We start from the raw sequence: 18518 nt of genomic DNA, 5'->3' as shown, positions 1-18518 counted from the left end.
TAATGAAGAATAAAGCTTGCAATGATAACTCACTGCAACTGAACCATCATATAATAGGAATATAATTCATCCTATTACTTAGGCTTCATGTTTTCTCCATTTTTATCCGTTAGTTCCCCTTATATTAAACACAATTTTATCCTATCATAAACCCAACACGGACGAAACCATTTTTTTACATATAAAGGTATATGTTCCTTTACCCCATATTACATGCATTTTCTTTACTGCTTTCAGCATATTTTACTTCCTTGATTGATATTGTATGTTCACAGGTCGCTCAAAAGCCTCGTCGCGCTCATATCGTTTATGAATTTCCATTTCCTTTCTCTCCCTTGCTTAAACACCAGATGAAGTTACTCATATCTGTGTGGATCTTAAGATAATTTCAGAACACCTCGGTCATTCAGATATTGGTGTCACTGCAAATATATACGCTGATGTCCTTGCCTCCGGCAGATGAAAAACTGCCGACGTGATTGAATTTAACTTGCACAATACCTATAAAAAAGCGGCCTGTACACTCACGTACAAACCGCTTTTTTATTTGATTCACAATAAATCCGCAATCTAACGGATTCCAGACATAAGAAAACCCCCGAAACACAAGGGTTTCGAGGGCTTGATATCTTGCAGATATTATCTCTTTGAGAACATTTAGAGAAGCAGAAAAGCCCGAAAACAAAGGGGATGAGCTATCTATTGTTGCATATCTGTTTTATACGGGGTACTTCTCGTTACTACTCACTGCGTTGGCTTGTCATAAGAATCGTTCTGCCTTCTTCTTTCAGTCCTAATAAGATTTTCGTAATCTCTTTATTTACTTTATAGACCAGTGCATTACAGGGTTCGTCCAGAATTATAATATCCTGATTTCCCATAATGGCCTGGGCGATTCCAAGTTTCTATTTCATCCCCACAAAATATTTTTTCCCGGAGTCTTAACATTTGGATCCACCCCCACAAGTTCGATTGTCTTCTTTATCTGTTTAAACTCCTAATTTTAAACTTGTTATCAGGTGTTTTATGTTTTTATATACTGGTTTATATTATTTTTAGTTCATTTATGCACTGTTTGCTCCTATTATTTCTCTTTCCACCAAAAAGTGTTGTCATTTTATTGTCACATGAAAATAACCTTCACGCTTTCATACTTTATCAAAATATTACTGCAACTCCAAAAACAGATTTCTACTTTGGAAGTTTCTCAGGCTTTTTTATAGCCTTAGGTACAATAATATCATAGTAAAATTTGTTTAAGATAATTCTCTAATTGCACTTACTATGGAATTAGTATTCCAACCCACAATTTTATTTGCATTGTTTTTAACCTTAAGCGAGGTTTTCTCCGACCCCCATGGTTCTATTGCAATTATTTTTTTGGGTGTGTAAAATTCGTTTTTAGCAATAGAAATTTCTTTATCTATCCATTTGCTATAAGACGAATACACTCCTGCCATTATTAAAATAACATTCGCATATTGCATTTGGTTTTTAATTGCATTATATAATTGAATATCATTGTTTGCATTATGAATAGGATCATTTTTAGGCACAGAATAATTTTTATACTCAAAATAACTTGCGGCATCAAGCATTGACACCAATTTATCATATGCATCCGAATATGCCCATGAATGACTTATAAACAAATTATAGCTCATTTTACCAACCTCCAATAATAGAAATAACTTCAAAAATCACAAATACAACTCCAAACAACACAGGAACAATTTTTTCAAGATGCGATATAGGCCAATATTTTGATCGTATCTTACCTTCACCAAGTATATTCCATTCATACCCGTAAAGATTTAAGGGTAGTTTTTCTTCAATTTGATGAATAACTTCGAATTTACCTGAATTCAGTAATTTGTAGCTGTGAAGAATATAAAACCATGTATATGACAATATGATTCCTACTAACGAAATAACTAGACTATATTTTTTAATATCAAATCCCACAGTTCCAACCACTGTCAAAATCGCTGTATTTATAGAAAGAAAAAAAGTATTTGTACTAGCTCTTCTCTGACATACTCTATCTGCCATTTCCACATATAATTTGTATTGTTCAAAAATATATTGTATATTTTTTTCCTGATTTTTGTTCACTAGTAAAATGACGAATCATCTCCTTGCCATTAGTCTTATAGTTTTTTCTTGAGTTCTGAATAAAATCTCTGCGTTTCAGATATAGTATTTGAAAACTGAATCGGAGTTCCAAATGCTCTTTCATTTACTATTTTGCTAGCAATAGATTTTCGTGTTTCCACATATTTTTTTACATCCATCTTATTTTTCAATCTCGGCCAATATTCTAAGTAATCTGGAAGAGCCTGAGTATTTAACAAATAATTTGCAATAGGCATATCCTTTTGTGATGCCATACCAATTTCAAAAGGAACCCACCAGGAAAATTTCGTTTTTTCTGACAAAACTACGATTATATCTGTACATTCTCTGATTTTTTCCTTAATATGGTTAGTCAATTTTTCTCCGTCCCCACATATTGTATTGTCCAATACATCTAAATACGCCTCAACACCACTTTCAACCAAGGTACTTTTTATTTCTAAAGCTGCTTCCTCATCTTCTTTTTTATGTGAGATGAATACTTTATAATTCATAATTAGCGTTTACCTCCCATTAATAATTTCAAATTATCCCAACTCCACTTATATATGATATCGTTATATATATAGCCTGTTGCGGCTTAACACAATTTTTACCACTTCTTCCATATAGTGAAAAATAATCAACTCATTCTTCTTGCGCTATCTTTAACTCTGCAGTAACACCTGTTGCTGCATTTGTATATTCGCCACATATAACACCAACTACATCACATCCTTTTATTCTCCTTCTAGCACTTTCTTTTCAATTACTTGAAAGTTATTTTTTTATTGACATGTCAATAATTTCAAATGGCGAATCCGGGTTTTTCGATTGTCCAATCAGCATGTTTTTTTATCCACATCATGATCATAATCAAAACTAATAAATATCCTCTTTTTCATTTCACCCCTCATATTCGTTTGTCTTTTGCAAGTTTCCAATAATATTGTCCTACAGCAGTTAATCTGCAACTTTTAAAATTCATTGCCGCAAAATACATATGTTCCTCATCCACTGGTTCTATAACTCCTATACCTTCCAACTTTTGAAGCATTTTAAAAACTTTAACATTTTCTTCGTTGGCTAATGGCTCAATCAATGTATGCTCTATTTGATTACTATTTGTAAACTCATATGATGGGTTCAACTTATATTCGGATGTTGTTTCCGGAAACAGCTCCACAATACTTCTTACTACATTTAACGGAACTTTTGCATTCATATCTCTAATAGACACAAACTGCGAAATATTAGTTTTAAATACTGGTCTCTGTTGCCAAGCTCCTAATGCTTGATCTATATAGGAATATATACTTCCTGGTGTGATTTTCCCCATAATATTTGAAGCTCCACCATTTAAAGCAGCTATTAACAAACTAGTAAATACTCCATGCCCATTTATTTCAATAGCACTTTCTACGGGTAGACTCGCTGTTAATACTGTAACTCCATCGCTAATAACACTACATTCTCCTTCAAATCCAGTCTTTCCCATTTCTCCCGAATAACAACTATCTAAGATGATTATTCTATTTTTGCATTTCGAATCATTTGCCAACTTCAAAACTGTTGACATAGCTACCCCCATATCACCTCTGGAAAAATCCGTTGTAACCAAATAACCTCCTATTTCGTCTACATAACCGTGCCCAGAAAAATAAAATAATGCTACATCTGCATTACCTGAAAACAATTTTCTAACTGCTTCAACCAGCATAGCCTTTGAAGATATGTCAGTCAACAAGTCTACATCAAAATTTTTACTACCATTTTCATTATATTCAAGAATTTCTGCAACAGCTTTTGCGTCATTAACACACCCCTGCAATTTTGCTCCCGAATAATCATCTATACCAACCACTAATGCCTTCCTCATATTATTTTACATCTTCCCCCTTTTTAATTTTCAAATATCTTATATAATTACTTTAATGTATCCGCCCATTCTTTTAATACGCCTTGTATTTCTTTCGCTGCAAACCAGTCTTTATTGCTCATATCTACAGAATAAATAAATGAGTTCAAAGCCCCTCTATCAAAAACACCTCTCGTAATAGAAGTATCATGTATTACTAAAAGAGGCATGTTCAAACTATATGCAAGCGCCGCTTCTATGTGATTCCATTCTGTAGCAAACATTCGTATATCGGAGATTTTTTGTTCCTTAACATAGCCGCTTTCCATAGTAATCTGAGGATATCCAACCACTATTGTCCCAGCACATTTTTTCATTAAATCTATCACGGTATCCATAGGGCTAGTCGTAGGAAAAACATTTGTACCTACTGTTTTGGGGCTTAAGTCAAGCATACCCAACTGACTGGTAAAGCCACTAAGACCTAAATCATATTTTGATTCAACCCAACTAGGTCTACTTAAAAAAATATCTTTCACTTCTTACTCCTTTCTTCTAATCGTGTAAATAATTTCCTGAAACAAAAAAACCTCATCAAAATTTAGCCTTAGATTCATTTTCTTCGAGAAACATTTCCTTTTCGTCCCATATTCCCTATAGCGCTCGCACACAACTCTGTCAATGGTTCACCTATTGCCGCTTTGTAATTAAACCCAAGTAATTGCATTGTTTTTAGCGTATCAATACTTATTAATTCTTTTAATTGTTCAAAACTATCTAGTGATGTAGCGTTTGGGGACATGATTTTCATAATTTCTAAAACCTTAGTTACAGTATTATGCAAATGTTCTATATCATCATCGCTAATTTCCACTTTTTCTAGTTCAGCTTTATATACCTGCGCAATTCTAATTGCTTCTTCACGTTCGGATAAAAGTTGATTAATCATTTCATCATATGTTGCTCTTAATGATTCTACGTTTCTTTCCGTTTTAACTGACTCGATTTTGCTATGCATAGCTGTTGCCGTTCCTTTTACTGCCAGTGATGTTAAATTAGCACCCAGTTCTGCCAATACATTTAATGTTGAAATGTCCATAACTACCTCCAGTCCTTATGCCATAACTTCTTCGTTTGCAAAGTTTCTTCTGTATTCATATATCTTGCTTCTATTTTTTATTTTTTTAAACCACTCTGGTTTAAAACTTAATAGTATTATCTTCATTAACAGGTCTCCTTATGGGTATTGTAGCACATACAAAGTCCCCTAAAACTCTCTCGTGCCATCTCATAGTCATTAAATGCTATGATTCAAATCAACTTGGATTTATCCAAAAGATGATAAAACCCAAGTTAATTCTATCACACTTGTCAGATTCAAGCCACCAAGAATTTATAATATTTCCAAATTGTTCTGCATGAAATTAATTGTAATTTTTTATATTTTATCGGGCATTTCGATATTTCTCTTTGGGATTGTTTATCCCTTCATCATTCTGTTCTTTCACATATCTATTCTTTATCTCTATCACCCGACACCCCCTTACCCAATCGCCAACTTCCTCCTTATACCGACTAACCTCCTCAGAAAACCGATTATAATCCTCCATAAATCCCCCTATACTCTGATACCCAGCACTTTCAATCATAGACGATAATTGAAGCTCCAAATTATTCTTATGCATAACTGCTACATTCAGCTTCTTCGCCAATTCCTTTCGCTCCTTCGCTTTAAACACCGGATTAAGCAATTCATAACGTGCTTTCATCGGCTGTATTTCCAGACCATTAATGGTCTTGATCTGCTTTACTAAACACATAAATCCTTGCCTTTGTTCTTCCATCCGATTGAACTTTTCCATATCTCCATGAAACACTGGCTTTGGTGGTACCAAAAACTTACTGATAATCTCTTTCAAAAAATTAATAGCTGCCTCCACAATACTCTTAAAAAGATAAGAAAAATCTCCATAAGTCTGAATAGACTCCTTTACCTTTTCCGAAATCTGCACTCGCTTCATCACAACAATTTCTGTCTCAATAAGTCCAGTAAGTAACGCTTCATCAACCGTATGATTCCATTGCTTTCTCACTTCATTATCTGCTTTAATCTGCCTTTCTTTCGGATTGTTTTTCCCGATCTTTTTCGTAGGCAGATAAGGACCAGATTTATCAAAAACCGCCAGCTTCTTGTCCTCCTCTTTCACATACTGATTGATTAACTTGGTCAGCTTATACTTTGCCTCGTTCAGAAATTCCTTGTCTTTAAAATATTCTATCTTTGGTGCAAATAAATGCCTTTCATAAGCTTCGCCTTTGGGAATAATTGTACAACCAGCTCTGATTTCGCCATCTTCGTCTAAAATTTCTTTCTTAGTGCGAACATGCTTCCCCGCCTCGTTGAAAAACATATTTCTGGTAGCAATTTTCTCCATAATTTCAGGTAATAGCTTTCGCTCTGCAAAAATCATATGAATATGATAATTGCTCATAGATTTATTGTGATGAAGTCCCGCAAAACATTCCACCCCATACTCCCTTTTAAAAAAATCTACGATTGTTTTAAAAGGCCGATTTTTATCATAATCAATAAAATTCTCTGGTAAAGCAACGATAAATTCTCTTGCTTCAATGCAGTTTCCTTTTGTTCCACTCCTTTTGAAATCCTCTTGGTTTTCTTTGGCGAGCATTTTCCAGAACTGAATGTCTGCTGTATTATATGTTGCGTATAAATTCTCCTGACGATCTGGGTTAGTAACGTAATCAATACGACCTTTTAAATCAGTCAGCTTTGCCATTTGAATAAATGAATGCCTTGGCATATGCCACCCTCTTTCGTATAAATATTATTTATTGGTAATTCCATTCCCGAAGGGAATGAATAAGCCCCCGGCAGGGCGAAAGACACAGAGTACAAATCGAAGATTTGTGCGATGGGTGTATTTCGCTCTCATACGCCGAGGGCTTTTAATAGATTTCCGTCTAAAATTCTCCCACCCGGCCGCCCATTCAGCAGTGAGTGAACTTTCTGCAATCACTTTACAGGCGTGAGTCACTTTTCTGCAATCATCCGCCCGGTTTGAGTGATTGTTTATCACTCACAGCAAACGGATCCAGCTCATGAGGATATCCGTTATCCAGCTTCCAAGCTCTTCCGGTTTAATCATAATTGCATCGTCTTCCAATCCGACATTCTCGTTGTCTGCTATATACAGGAGCGTGCCACGCTCCTGTTATCGATAGTTAGGGACGAATTACCATCGGAAGCCTTCTAGCACTCCACGCTTATCCAGATACTCCTTTCTGGCTTTCTCTTTTTCTTCCTCTGTCGGTGCCGTTTTGTATTTGGAGTATAGCAACCGCATCGTGATTGAATCCATTTTATCCATCAATCCCTTTTTTATCTCTGGCTGGACTTCCTCTATATCCAGCAAATGGTATTTCGCCAATGCAATAAAGAGTTCTTCCGGTATCTGAATGTTTTTCATTTCAATTCCTTTCCAATCACCTCCGTGACGGTTGCGCCGATTGTGACGGTTATTTACCTATATAGAATATACCGTCGCAACCGTCACTAATCGTCACATACTCATGCTTTTGGTATTATGCCTTACTGCCTAGTCAATATTAATTCCCGCCTTATGAACTAGTGCATAATCTTCTAACGCCTTGTTAATAACAGCTTCAACTTCTGTTTTCAGGGTTTTAAAGTCGTATGCGTCTGCAGCATTCAAAAGTTCCTCATTGAATAGATCTTCAAAAATCTTCGTACACATCCCCTGCTTCATCATGGTAGACTTCTCCTTATTCTTCTGTTTTTGGCTGAAACGTCAGAGTAATCATTCTTCCATCATGCCCCCTTGTACTCTCATAACGGATATTGTATTCCAGAAGCAGATTTTCCACGCTGATGTTCAGTTTTCTGGTCAGACTATTCGGGGCCGTATCCACTTCTGGTAACAGCACCAACAATTCCGATGCTGTCCCTCTCCATTCGGGCCGTTGCTCTGTTATGATTTTTGCTATAGCATCCAGCATTGGATCAGCTGGCTCTTTCCATAACTCCGTCTCTGCCTTTGTTAGCTCCCAGATACACAATTGCCGATTGAAATTCAGCTCCAGCCTCTGGTCTTGCTGGTCACGTCCTGCCACTTCCAGAACTGCCTTATTCTCGGTACGTCTTTCCTTCTGCATGATGAAAGCTCCGTCCGCAGCACCCAGCAGACCATTTGTTCCTGAGATCATATCAAAGCTGTCAGAGGACTCCATCTTTCTTGTGTGATGCACCACCAGAAAGCAGATACCATGCTCGTCACTAAATTTCTTTAACTTTGTTACAATCTCATAATCATTAGCATAGCTGAACTTGTCCCCACCGACTTCTCTGACCTTCTGTAAAGTATCTATGATGATAAGTCTTAGATACTTGTGTTCCCTTACAAACTGATTCAATTCTTCTTCCAATCCCTCGTTTAAATTCTTTGACTTGGTGGCAAAAAAGAAATTGTCCGTGCTCTCCGTACCAAACATCCTAGATAAGCGCTTTTGAAGTCTTGCGTAATCATCTTCCAAAGCAAGGTATAAAACTGTTCCTTTTTGAACCGGGTATCCCCACAGTGGAATGCCTTTGCTGACGTGATACCCCAGCTGAGCCATGAAGAATGATTTGCCAACTTTCGGTGCTCCTACAAAGAGATATGTTCCGTTATAAATCAGTCCATCTACAATCGGTATCTTGGGTGGGTAAACTGCATCATACAGTTCATCCATTGAGATAGTTTCCAAACCAGCCTGCCCAGAATTCAGGTGCCCAGAATTAACTGGGCTTTTTATGTCCTGAAGATTGTTTTGTGTGCCGAAATTTGTTATACTTGCATTGTAATTTTTAGCAAGTGGCTGTTCCGCATCTACGCCAATAGATGCATCTGGAACAGTCATTTTTTTGTTTCCTGTCATTTTATTCCCTCCTTAAGTTGTCTACAGTCTCTGCTATCCTTCTGTCTATCCTGCATTGGATAACTTGCTTCTGAAATAACCTGTTTCTTCCCAGACTTTACGGTCTGGACAATAGTAGTTATAATCGTTTGAATTTTCCATCTTCATTGCAACTCCAAACTTCAATACCCCCTGTTGCAATCCCACTCTTACATACTGGGCATCCTTTCCGATTGCCTTAGCTATCTCTGCTATCGGTACATTCCTCCCTGTAAAACATGGTAATTCCACATATAGTTTTTGTTCTGCCATAAGCACATCCCCCTTAATTTTTAATGCTCAAAATTTCTGTCACATCCACGTCTAAAGCTTCCGCTATCTTACATGCGATAATTGGCGTACAGCTTTTTCCTGCTTTAATACAGGAAATGGTCTGTCTTGATACCTGGCTCTTCTCTGCCAACTTTGCGATATTGAAATTTTTCTTTCCCATCAATATCTGCATTTTAATCCCATCAATGTCCATCCTCATTCCCCTCCTTTTAAATATGCACTTTTAGTTCGTATATTTAAAATTATAATCACTACAAATACACATGTCAATAGTTTTTTAAATGTTTTATGCACTTTTGCTTACATTTATGCACTTGTAATGCGTATTTTCATATGTTATACTTGAAAAATAAACTCAATCAATATTCAGAAAGGACAGGTCTTATGAGCAGTCAAACAGAAGAAATCGGAAAACGAATTCGCGAACAGAGAAAAGCCAAAGGACTCAGCCAGACAGAGCTTGCTAAAATGCTGGAAAAGTCTCTTAGAACCATTCAAAAATATGAAAACGGAGAAATTGAACCTTCCCTCGCAATGATCCACGCATTAGCTAAGAATCTCGATACTACCGCGACTTACCTTATTGGTTATCAATCTGGCATTGCAGATATAAAGTGTCTTGCTGATATTATGGAATTTCTGTTCCGTTTGGACGAAAAGGCTGATATCAATTTTGAGATTAACGTTGAAAAGCCTAAATATACTGGTAAATGGAGATGTTCCATTACCTTTGACGGAGATGATCCCGAAGCGCCTTACAATGCGTCTATGTGTCTCTTTTTAGAAGAATTTGCAAATCAAAGAGAAAGTTTGAAACAATACTGGCTTTCTCTTGAAACTTATAGGGATTGGGAGAATAAGACGTCCGCGTACTATTCTGATGCTGTTTTGAAAAACAAGGAATTTGAAGAATTGGATCTTACAACCAGATTAAAGCGAAGAAATGCTCTAATTAATGAGCGCTTTCCTCCAAAGCCGTCTGCCGAATAATCGGTATTATGAGAGCATATGCTCCATGATATAAATAGAAAATTGTGAAAGGATGGATGTGCTATGAAGTTACCCAACGGATACGGAAGCGTTGTAAAACTTTCCGGGAAAAGGAGAAATCCTTATATTGTCCGAAAAACAAATGGTTTTCGATATGATAAGGAAAAGGACAGGCAGGTACAGGAGTTTCTTGTTATAGGCTATGCGCCAACAAAAGCCGAGGGCTTGCAGATGCTTGCCGATTATAACAACAACCCATTTGATACCAAAGCCGCTAAAATGACCTTTACAGATGTGTACGAGGAATGGTCTGATCGGAAGTATCCGACTGTGTCAGCTTCCAATGTAAACGGCTATACAGCTGCTTATAAGACATGTGGAAGCCTTTACAACAAGGTTTTTAAAGACTTAAAGCTAGTAGATTTACAGACAGTGATTGACACCTGTGGCAAGAACTTCCCTACTCTGAAAAAAATCAAAGTATTGTTTAATCAGCTTTACGACTTTGCAATTAAGAACGATATCTGCAACAAAGATTATTCCAGCTTTGTAGATGTCGTTCAGTACAAAGACCGCAACCCAAACAAGTATGACCGCAACAAATTTGAAAAGAAAGAGATTGGCCGCATCTGGAAACAGAAAGAAGATAAGTATTACCAGATTGTCCTTATGCTTCTGTATAACGGAGTGAGGATTTCAGAATTTTTAGATTTAAAAAAGGAAAATGTTCACTTAGAAGAACAGTATTTCGATGTGGTCAGCAGCAAGACAGATAATGGCATACGAAAAGTTCCTATCGCTGACAAGGTGCTGCCTTTCTACAAGGCTTGGTTTGCTTCATGTCCCGATTGCAAATATCTACTTCACACCGAAGACGGAAAGCACTTCCTGTACCGCAATTACTATGACAGCTACTTCTTTCCTCTCATGGAACAGCTTAAAATCAATCGAACACCGCATTGTTGCCGGCATACAGCAATTTCCATGCTGGCAGAAGCTGGTGTGGATCAGACGATTATCAAGAAGATTGTGGGACACTCTGGTGCTATGACGCTGACAGAAAAAGTCTACACCCACTTTGATATTAATGAACTTGTCGATGCTATCAATAAGGTTTAGACACAAAAAGAAAGGACACTTTCCAGTGATTGCTCACCAGAAAATGTCCAATACATATCTTTAATATTTTTGTTGCATACCTGTTGCATATGTGTTGCATACCGTTTGAAATCCAGCACATTTGACAACAACCCACAACGTCTGTAACCCTTGTAAAATCGGGCTTTTCGTGATGTTTGCGTTGACCGCAGACTATCTCTTTGAGAACTGTGGCGCACGACGTGCTGCTTTGAGTCCGTATTTCTTTCTTTCTTTCATTCTTGGATCTCTTGTTAAGAAACCTGCTTTTTTAAGAGCTGGACGGTATTCTCCGTCTGCCTGTAATAATGCTCTTGAGATACCGTGTCTGATAGCACCAGCCTGGCCAGTGTATCCACCTCCGTGTACGTTTACAATAACATCAAACTTATCAAGTGTTTCTGTTAATGTTAATGGCTGACGAACGATAACTTTAAGTGTTTCAAGTCCTAAGTATTCGTCGATTCCTCTTTTATTTATAGTAATGTTACCTGTTCCAGGTACTAAGTATACTCTTGCAATACTTTTTTTTCTTCTTCCGGTTCCGTAAAATTTTGCTTTAGCCAATGTAATTTCCTCCTTTCAGATACTCTAATTAAAATTTGAATTCTAATACTTCAGGTTTCTGAGCGTCATGTCCGTGTTCTGCACCTGCGTATACGTGTAATTTTTTGATCATTGATCTTCCTAAAGGTCCTTTTGGAAGCATTCCTTTAACAGCAAGTTCGATAACTGTTTCAGGTTTCTTTGCCATCATTTCCTTAAGAGTAGTTTCTTTCATTCCACCTACATAATCTGAATGATTGTAGTAGATTTTCTGATCCATTTTCTTACCAGTTACTTTAATCTTGTCAGCGTTGATTACGATTACATAATCACCAGCATCCATATGCGGTGTAAACTGAGGTTTGTTCTTTCCTCTTAATACTTTTGCAATTTCGGATGCCATGCGTCCTAATGTATATCCTGTAGCGTCAACTACATACCATTTTCTTTCAATTGTTTCTGCGCTAGCCATATAACTTTTCATGGGTGTACCTCCTTAGATAATCAAATATTATTATTATGTAAAATGCCTTAACCGGGGCTTTGGCTCGGACATTTCTTGACTTTGTCATACCGATACATTATATAATACCGTGCCTGGTGTGTCAACCCGTTTTTAGATGATTTTTAGATTTCTCATCAGGTCCTTATCAGGTTTTTCATCAGGCCCTCAACAGCTTATCAATCCGTTATCTCATCCTCGTCAAGCGGGTAATCGATCTTTATTAGGGTGAGACCCCTTGCCGGAGCTGTGGGTCCTGCGGCATTTCTGTCCTTCTTTTCCAGTATTTCCGGGATGTATTCAGGCGCATAGTATCCTGATCCCACCCTGATAAGTGTTCCGGCGATTATTCTCACCATGTTGTAGAGGAAGCCGCTGCCGGATATCCTCATGGTTATGATATCGCCTTCCTTTGATACGTCCAATGCATAGATCTCTCTTACGAAATCATTCACCTGGGTTCTCGGGGTGCAGAAGCTCCTGAAGTCATGCCGTCCTACCAGATATCCGGCGGCCTGTTTCATGGCTTCCACATCAAGCGGCACATATACGAAATGAGTATTCAGGCGGTAAGATGGTATGTTGAAGGTTCTGTTCAGGATTTTGTATTCATAAGTCTTTACGCTATTGCAGTATCTTGGATGAAAATCGGATGGCACTTCCTCCGATCCCTGCACTATGATATCTTCAGGAAGCCGCTGGTTCATTGCGAAGGATATTTTGTCCCCGGGCATCCTGGCCTTCGTGTCAAACACCGCCACATTCGCGAGGGCATGGACTCCGGAATCAGTCCTGCTGGCTCCAATTACCCTGATTTCTTCCTTCAACAATTTGGAAAGATGCGTGTTCAGAACCTCTTCTATTGTAATTCCATTTGGCTGCACCTGCCAGCCGCAGTAGTTCGTGCCGTCATACGCAACGGTCATCTTTATTCTCTTCATATTGCACCTGTACTTATAAATTTTGTCTGATTCCTCAGAGCCTCTGTATCACAATGACTGCAATCAGGTATGCCGCATTTAAGGCATAAGCCCGGTAATCGTTTGCCTGATAAATCAGCGGTTTCATTTTTGTTCTTCCCTCGCCGCCGCGATAGCATCTTGCTTCCATGGCCATGGCTAAATCGTTGGCCCTTCGGAAGGCAGATACAAAAAGCGGGACCAGCAGCGGCACAAGGCTCTTTGCCTTCTGCACAATATTCCCGCTTTCAAAATCAGCTCCCCTGGCAATCTGGGCCTTCATGATTTTATCCGTTTCTTCCAGAAGTATCGGAATAAATCGTAAAGCGATGGACATCATCATAGCAATCTCATGTACGGGCACCCTGACTTTTGACAGCGGACGCATAAGGTCTTCAAGGCCATCTGTCAGGTTGTTAGGAGTCGTGGTCAGGGTCATGATGGAGGAGCCTATTATTAAATAGGTGAGTCTTATTGCCATAAAACCGGCTGTTTTCAGTCCTTCATCGGTAATCGTCACGATCCAGAACTCGAATATGGGCTTTCCAGGGGTCAGGAACAGGTTAAACACTACCGTTATCATCAGAAGGATCAATACTGCCTTGAGGCCCTTTACCATGTACCTGAAAGGTACCTTTGACAATTTGATTATTCCAAACAGGAATAGAGTTGCTGCTATATATCCGCTGAAGTTTTTAAACATAAACAGGGATATTACGAATATCAGGGTCGACACCAGCTTCACCCTTGGGTCAAGCCTGTGGATCACCGAATCTATTGGATAATATTGTCCTAATGTTATATCTCTAATCATTTTTTCACCTGTTTCCCGGCAAATGAATGCTTCTTTGTTTCAATGCCTTCAGTATCTCTTCTTTTGCCTCTTCTATGGTTGTGGCATCAGTATTCACAGCCAGACATTTTTCCTTAAGCCTGTTCATGATATACGTTACCTGTGGAGCCGCAAGGCCAACTTTTTCAAGCTCCTTGTAATGCCTGAACACTTCCCTGGGTGCGTCATTGTACATCAGCTCACCCTGGTTCATGACGATTATCCTGTCCACGTATTTTGCCACGTCCTCCATGCTATGAGACACCAGAATCACAGTAATCTTCTTTTCCCTGTGGAGCATGCTTATCTGCTCAAGTATCTCATTCCTGCCTTTCGGATCGAGGCCGGCCGTAGGCTCATCTAATATGAGCACCTGCGGTTCCATTGCAAGCACTCCGGCGATTGCCACTCTTCTCTTCTGCCCGCCGGAAAGGTCAAATGGCGACTGGTCGAAAAGCTTTTCATCAATTCCGACCTCTCTCAGGGCATCTTTTGCCCGTCGTTCTACCTCTTCCTTCGGAAGTCCAAGATTTTTTGGTCCAAAGCAAACATCCCTGAATATATCGGTCTCAAAAAGCTGGTGCTCAGGATACTGGAATACCAGCCCGACCTTGCTGCGCAGCTGTTTCATTGAATAGCCTTTTTCATAGATGTCTTTTCCGTCAAAAAAAATCGTCCCCGAAGTGGCCTTCATCAGGCCGTTAAGATGCTGGATCAGAGTGGATTTTCCGGAACCGGTATGCCCGATGATGCCGATGAATTCGCCCTGGTCAATCTCCAGATTAATGTCCTTAAGCGCCTGTGTTTCATAGGCTGTTCCGCTACCGTACACGTAATTTACATTTTTTACCGAAATCAACATAATTCACCCACCAACTCGTCTATTGTCAAAATTCCGTCAGGCAGGTCTATCCCTTCCAGTTGGAGTTCATGTGCCAGCAGGGTCACCTGTGGTACGTCAAGACGGTACTTTTTAAGTTCATCGACCTTTGAAAATATTTCCTTCGGAGTTCCCTGCATCACGATTCTGCCGCCGTCCATTACATATACCTTGTCAGACGATATCACTTCTTCCATATAATGGGTGATTAATATGACGGTCACCCCTTCTTTTTCATTCAGTTCCTTTACGGTTTCGATTACTTCCCTGCGCCCGATTGGATCAAGCATTGCCGTCGGCTCATCAAGAATGATGCATTTGGGGCGCATTGCCACTACGCCTGCTATTGCAACTCTCTGTTTCTGCCCTCCGGACAGCTTATTCGGAGAATGTTTGCGGTATTTCACCATATCAACGCTCTTTAAGGCAGCATCGACGCGTTTCCAGATTTCCTCCGTGGGAACGCCAATGTTTTCCGGGCCGAATCCTACATCCTCTTCTACCATTGTTCCAATGATCTGGTTGTCGGGGTTCTGAAATACCATTCCAGCTGTCTGCCGGATATCCCAGATATTCCTCTCATCAGCAGTGTCCTTGCCATCAACAAGAAGTGTGCCTTCTGTCGGAAAAAGGATTCCGTTCATATGCTTCGCCAGGGTGGATTTTCCTGATCCGTTATGGCCCAGGATGGCAATAAAATCCCCCTTCTTTACGTCTAAGTCGATTCCATCAAGAGCTCTTACAATGGACTCTACATTTCCATCTTCATCTCTTCGTATATATTCAAAAGCCAGCTTTGCAGCTTCAATGATTCCCATGCTGTATCATCCTATCTTGTAAAATTCAATTTCAATAAACTTAATTTTATGACAATTTATATGTAAATGCAAGGTTTTTCGGGTTTTGGGTAGTATGCAGGCCGCAGGGACAGGGCTCATGAACCAGCTTCGCGGTTTATGAAGCAAAAACAAAAGCAAAAGAAAAGACTGCTGGCCTTTTGTCCGCAGGGACAAGCCTCTAAAGCCAGCAAAGCTGGTTTCAGAGGCTCGCGGGCATTCGCCCACTCCATGCAGAATTGCACTGTCTTGTCTGCAAGCAGGCAGCCCGTGCCTTTCTGCATGGTCCCTGCTCATTGCTTTTCGCGAAAAAAATCCCCCGCTAAATTAGCGGGGGCATAAGTTCTTAGATTAACTCTAAAAGAACTTCCATAGCTGCATCACCTTTACGCTGGCCAATCTTTACGATTCTTGTGTATCCACCGTTACGATCTGCATACTTAGGAGCGATTTCAGTAAATAATTTATCTACTAAATCTACTTCTTTCGTGTTTTTCTTCTTGCCAGCTGCATCAGCTGGAACTTCTGTTACAGTATAAAGAACTTTAAGCATCTGTCTTCTAGCGTGAAGACGTGATGGTTTGTCTTTTTTAACTGTTTTTTCAACTTCGTCGAAAACAGAAACTTTCTTACCATCTACTACTTCTTTAACTCTTTTACCGTCTTTATCTTTACGAGCTACCTTTGCAGTAACTGTAACTGTTTCAAAGTTGTCTCTTTCCTTAACTGCCATTGCAATAAGACCTTCAGCAACTTTACGAATTTCTTTTGCTTTTGCTTCAGTTGTAACAATCTTACCGTTGTTGATAAGAGCTGTTACCTGGTTTCTGATTAAAGCTTTTCTCTGACTTGAAGTTCTTCCAAGTTTTCTATATCCTGCCACTTTCTTACCTCCTTACTTGAGCACTTGCATCGAACACTTGATGTTCAAGTATTAACGAGCTCAGCAACGTAATATAATCTTAATATTAGTCTTCGCTTGGGTTAAGCTGTAATCCAAGCTCTTTTAATTTAGCCAAAACTTCTTCTAAAGACTTGCGTCCAAGATTTCTAACTTTCATCATATCTTCTGATGTTCTGTTAGTAAGCTCTTCAACAGTGTTAATTCCGGCTCTCTTTAAGCAATTATAAGAACGAACTGATAATTCCAGTTCATCGATATTCATTTCGAGCACTTTTTCTTTTTCATTGTCTTCCTTTTCGATCATGACTTCTGCAGTCTTCGCGTTTTCTGAAAGATCAATAAAGAGGCTTAAATGTTCGCTCAATACTTTTGCTGCTAAACTTACAGCTTCATCAGGAACCAGGGTTCCGTTTGTGAATACTTCTAATGTAAGTTTATCATAATCAGTAATCTGACCTACACGTGTGTTCTGAACAGCAAGGTTAACGCGTTCTACAGGAGTATAGATAGAATCCACGGAGATAACTCCGATTGGAAGCTCGTCATTTTTATTCTTGTCTGAACTTACATAGCCTCTGCCTTTAGTAATGGTGAGTTCCATGTATAATTTGCTGTCTGCATCACCGTTAAGTGTTGCGATTACCTGATCCGGATTCAAGATTTCAATATCCGGATCAGCCTGAATATCAGCTGCGGTGACAACACCTTCGCCCTCAACCTCAATATAAGCGACTTTGGGTTCGTTTGTGTCACTGCTGTTTTTTATTGCTAAGCTTTTGATATTCATTATGATTTCTGTAACATCTTCTTTAACACCTGGTATGGAGCTGAATTCATGTAAAACTCCGTCGATTTTTACCTGACTTACTGCCGCACCTGGTAAAGATGAAAGCATAATTCTTCTTAATGAATTGCCAAGAGTCGTGCCGTATCCTCTTTCCAGAGGTTCGACTACGAATTTTCCATATTTTCTGTCATCTGAGATCTCAGCAATCTCAATCTTTGGTTTGTTAAAATCGAACACTACAAAGCCCCTCCTTTGGGTTATCATAATATTGAGGGAAGTCATATTCCTTTTAAAATCCAGTTACGGATTATTTAGAATATAACTCGACAATAAGCATTTCGTCTACAGGAACGTCGATAACTTCTCTTGAAGGTACTTCTTTAATTGAACCCTTCAGGTTTTCCTGATCAGCATCAATCCATTCAGGAACAAGTCTTCCGCCTGTAACCTCTAAGATATCTTTGTATCTCTGAGAACCTTTGTGTTTTTCTTTGATTTCGATAACATCGCCAGCTTTAACTAAATATGAAGGGATATTAACCTGTTTGCCATTAACTAATACATGTTTATGGTCAACAATCTGTCTTGCTTCTTTTCTTGTTCTAGCAAAACCTAATCTGTAAATTACGTTGTCTAATCTAAGTTCAAGTAAAACCATTAAGTTAGGACCTGCAAGACCAGCCATTTTTTTAGCTTTCAGGTAATAATTGTGGAATGGTTTTTCTAATACACCGTAAATGAATTTTGCTTTCTGTTTTTCTCTAAGCTGAAGACCGTATTCGCTCATCTTCTTGTTAGCTCTTCTTAATTCTCTTGTTGATTTCTTATCTATTCCTAAGTAAATTGGATCTAATCCAAGTGATCTACATCTTTTAAGAACAGGAACTCTATTAACTGCCATCTC

Annotated in this window: 24 protein-coding genes; 2 read left to right on the top strand and 22 right to left on the bottom strand. The window is 38.8% G+C overall.

What is annotated here, in order from left to right:
- Window positions 1-740: 740 nt before the first annotated feature.
- From BJR36_RS20335 to BJR36_RS11785, 13 genes are all read right to left on the bottom strand, one after another.
- Window positions 741-881, bottom strand: coding sequence for a P-loop NTPase family protein (locus BJR36_RS20335; RefSeq protein WP_169823676.1), 141 nt, complete (start codon window positions 879-881; stop codon window positions 741-743).
- A gap of 375 nt (window positions 882-1256) precedes the next feature.
- Window positions 1257-1664: a TIR domain-containing protein gene (locus tag BJR36_RS11840; protein ID WP_091234526.1), complete on the bottom strand. Its 408-nt coding sequence runs from the start codon at window positions 1662-1664 to the stop codon at window positions 1257-1259.
- 1 nt (window position 1665) lies between these two features.
- Window positions 1666-2115, bottom strand: coding sequence for a RipA family octameric membrane protein (locus BJR36_RS11835; RefSeq protein WP_091234525.1), 450 nt, complete (start codon window positions 2113-2115; stop codon window positions 1666-1668).
- A 35-nt stretch (window positions 2116-2150) separates the two neighbouring features.
- Window positions 2151-2630 carry a toll/interleukin-1 receptor domain-containing protein gene (locus BJR36_RS11830; RefSeq protein WP_091234521.1) on the bottom strand — a complete coding sequence of 160 codons (480 nt, stop codon included), beginning with the start codon at window positions 2628-2630 and terminating at the stop codon, window positions 2151-2153.
- A 398-nt stretch (window positions 2631-3028) separates the two neighbouring features.
- Complete coding sequence (locus tag BJR36_RS11820) at window positions 3029-3994, bottom strand: caspase family protein (RefSeq protein ID WP_091234519.1); 966 nt, start codon at window positions 3992-3994, stop codon at window positions 3029-3031.
- Window positions 3995-4041: 47 nt separating this feature from the next.
- Window positions 4042-4512: a hypothetical protein gene (locus tag BJR36_RS11815; RefSeq protein ID WP_091234516.1), complete on the bottom strand. Its 471-nt coding sequence runs from the start codon at window positions 4510-4512 to the stop codon at window positions 4042-4044.
- Between the two features lie 74 nt (window positions 4513-4586).
- Entirely contained in the window at window positions 4587-5072 is a 486-nt protein-coding gene (locus BJR36_RS11810) for a hypothetical protein (RefSeq protein ID WP_091234514.1), read from the bottom strand.
- Window positions 5073-5418: 346 nt separating this feature from the next.
- Window positions 5419-6795 carry a MobA/MobL family protein gene (locus tag BJR36_RS11805; RefSeq protein ID WP_091234509.1) on the bottom strand — a complete coding sequence of 459 codons (1377 nt, stop codon included), beginning with the start codon at window positions 6793-6795 and terminating at the stop codon, window positions 5419-5421.
- 432 nt (window positions 6796-7227) lie between these two features.
- Window positions 7228-7461, bottom strand: a complete 234-nt coding sequence (locus BJR36_RS11800; RefSeq protein ID WP_091234506.1) for a complexin-2 — start codon at window positions 7459-7461, stop codon at window positions 7228-7230.
- Window positions 7462-7590: 129 nt separating this feature from the next.
- Window positions 7591-7764, bottom strand: a complete 174-nt coding sequence (locus tag BJR36_RS20330) for a hypothetical protein (RefSeq protein WP_169823675.1) — start codon at window positions 7762-7764, stop codon at window positions 7591-7593.
- A 13-nt stretch (window positions 7765-7777) separates the two neighbouring features.
- Entirely contained in the window at window positions 7778-8929 is a 1152-nt protein-coding gene (locus BJR36_RS11795; RefSeq protein ID WP_091234503.1) for an AAA family ATPase, read from the bottom strand.
- 45 nt (window positions 8930-8974) lie between these two features.
- Window positions 8975-9220 (bottom strand): hypothetical protein, encoded by a 246-nt coding sequence (locus BJR36_RS11790; RefSeq protein ID WP_091234500.1) that lies wholly within the window; start codon window positions 9218-9220, stop codon window positions 8975-8977.
- 13 nt (window positions 9221-9233) lie between these two features.
- Window positions 9234-9434 carry a helix-turn-helix domain-containing protein gene (locus BJR36_RS11785; RefSeq protein WP_091234497.1) on the bottom strand — a complete coding sequence of 67 codons (201 nt, stop codon included), beginning with the start codon at window positions 9432-9434 and terminating at the stop codon, window positions 9234-9236.
- A 140-nt stretch (window positions 9435-9574) separates the two neighbouring features.
- On the opposite strand from BJR36_RS11785, the gene BJR36_RS11780 reads away from it, so the two are divergent.
- Both BJR36_RS11780 and BJR36_RS11775 read left to right on the top strand, forming a co-directional pair.
- Window positions 9575-10231: a helix-turn-helix domain-containing protein gene (locus tag BJR36_RS11780; protein WP_242875541.1), complete on the top strand. Its 657-nt coding sequence runs from the start codon at window positions 9575-9577 to the stop codon at window positions 10229-10231.
- A 63-nt stretch (window positions 10232-10294) separates the two neighbouring features.
- Window positions 10295-11350 carry a tyrosine-type recombinase/integrase gene (locus BJR36_RS11775; protein ID WP_091234491.1) on the top strand — a complete coding sequence of 352 codons (1056 nt, stop codon included), beginning with the start codon at window positions 10295-10297 and terminating at the stop codon, window positions 11348-11350.
- A 192-nt stretch (window positions 11351-11542) separates the two neighbouring features.
- Here BJR36_RS11775 and rpsI read toward each other — a convergent pair whose 3' ends face one another.
- The 9 genes from rpsI to rpsD all read right to left on the bottom strand — a co-directional run bounded on the left by rpsI (window position 11543) and on the right by rpsD (window position 18515).
- Complete coding sequence (rpsI, locus tag BJR36_RS11770; RefSeq protein WP_091234488.1) at window positions 11543-11935, bottom strand: 30S ribosomal protein S9; 393 nt, start codon at window positions 11933-11935, stop codon at window positions 11543-11545.
- A 28-nt stretch (window positions 11936-11963) separates the two neighbouring features.
- Window positions 11964-12398, bottom strand: a complete 435-nt coding sequence (gene rplM / locus BJR36_RS11765; protein ID WP_091234485.1) for a 50S ribosomal protein L13 — start codon at window positions 12396-12398, stop codon at window positions 11964-11966.
- A gap of 197 nt (window positions 12399-12595) precedes the next feature.
- On the bottom strand, window positions 12596-13357 hold the full coding sequence (gene truA / locus BJR36_RS11760; RefSeq protein WP_091234483.1) for a tRNA pseudouridine(38-40) synthase TruA: 762 nt from the start codon (window positions 13355-13357) through the stop codon (window positions 12596-12598).
- 34 nt (window positions 13358-13391) lie between these two features.
- Window positions 13392-14189, bottom strand: a complete 798-nt coding sequence (locus tag BJR36_RS11755) for an energy-coupling factor transporter transmembrane component T family protein (protein ID WP_091234480.1) — start codon at window positions 14187-14189, stop codon at window positions 13392-13394.
- 4 nt (window positions 14190-14193) lie between these two features.
- Window positions 14194-15069 (bottom strand): energy-coupling factor transporter ATPase, encoded by an 876-nt coding sequence (locus tag BJR36_RS11750; protein ID WP_091234478.1) that lies wholly within the window; start codon window positions 15067-15069, stop codon window positions 14194-14196.
- Window positions 15063-15905, bottom strand: coding sequence for an energy-coupling factor transporter ATPase (locus BJR36_RS11745; RefSeq protein ID WP_091234475.1), 843 nt, complete (start codon window positions 15903-15905; stop codon window positions 15063-15065). Before BJR36_RS11745 ends, BJR36_RS11750 begins: the two co-directional genes overlap by 7 nt.
- A gap of 364 nt (window positions 15906-16269) precedes the next feature.
- Window positions 16270-16806: a bL17 family ribosomal protein gene (locus tag BJR36_RS11735; protein WP_091234472.1), complete on the bottom strand. Its 537-nt coding sequence runs from the start codon at window positions 16804-16806 to the stop codon at window positions 16270-16272.
- Between the two features lie 85 nt (window positions 16807-16891).
- Window positions 16892-17851 carry a DNA-directed RNA polymerase subunit alpha gene (locus BJR36_RS11730; protein WP_091234469.1) on the bottom strand — a complete coding sequence of 320 codons (960 nt, stop codon included), beginning with the start codon at window positions 17849-17851 and terminating at the stop codon, window positions 16892-16894.
- 70 nt (window positions 17852-17921) lie between these two features.
- Complete coding sequence (gene rpsD / locus BJR36_RS11725) at window positions 17922-18515, bottom strand: 30S ribosomal protein S4 (RefSeq protein ID WP_091234468.1); 594 nt, start codon at window positions 18513-18515, stop codon at window positions 17922-17924.
- Window positions 18516-18518: the final 3 nt, after the last annotated feature.

The sequence above is a fragment of the Anaerobium acetethylicum genome (genome assembly GCF_900096945.1).
GTDB classification, from domain to species: Bacteria; Bacillota; Clostridia; order Lachnospirales; family Lachnospiraceae; genus Anaerobium; species Anaerobium acetethylicum.
The sequence above is the reverse complement of the archived record's forward strand: the minus strand, read 5'-3'. Positions and strand labels throughout refer to the sequence as shown.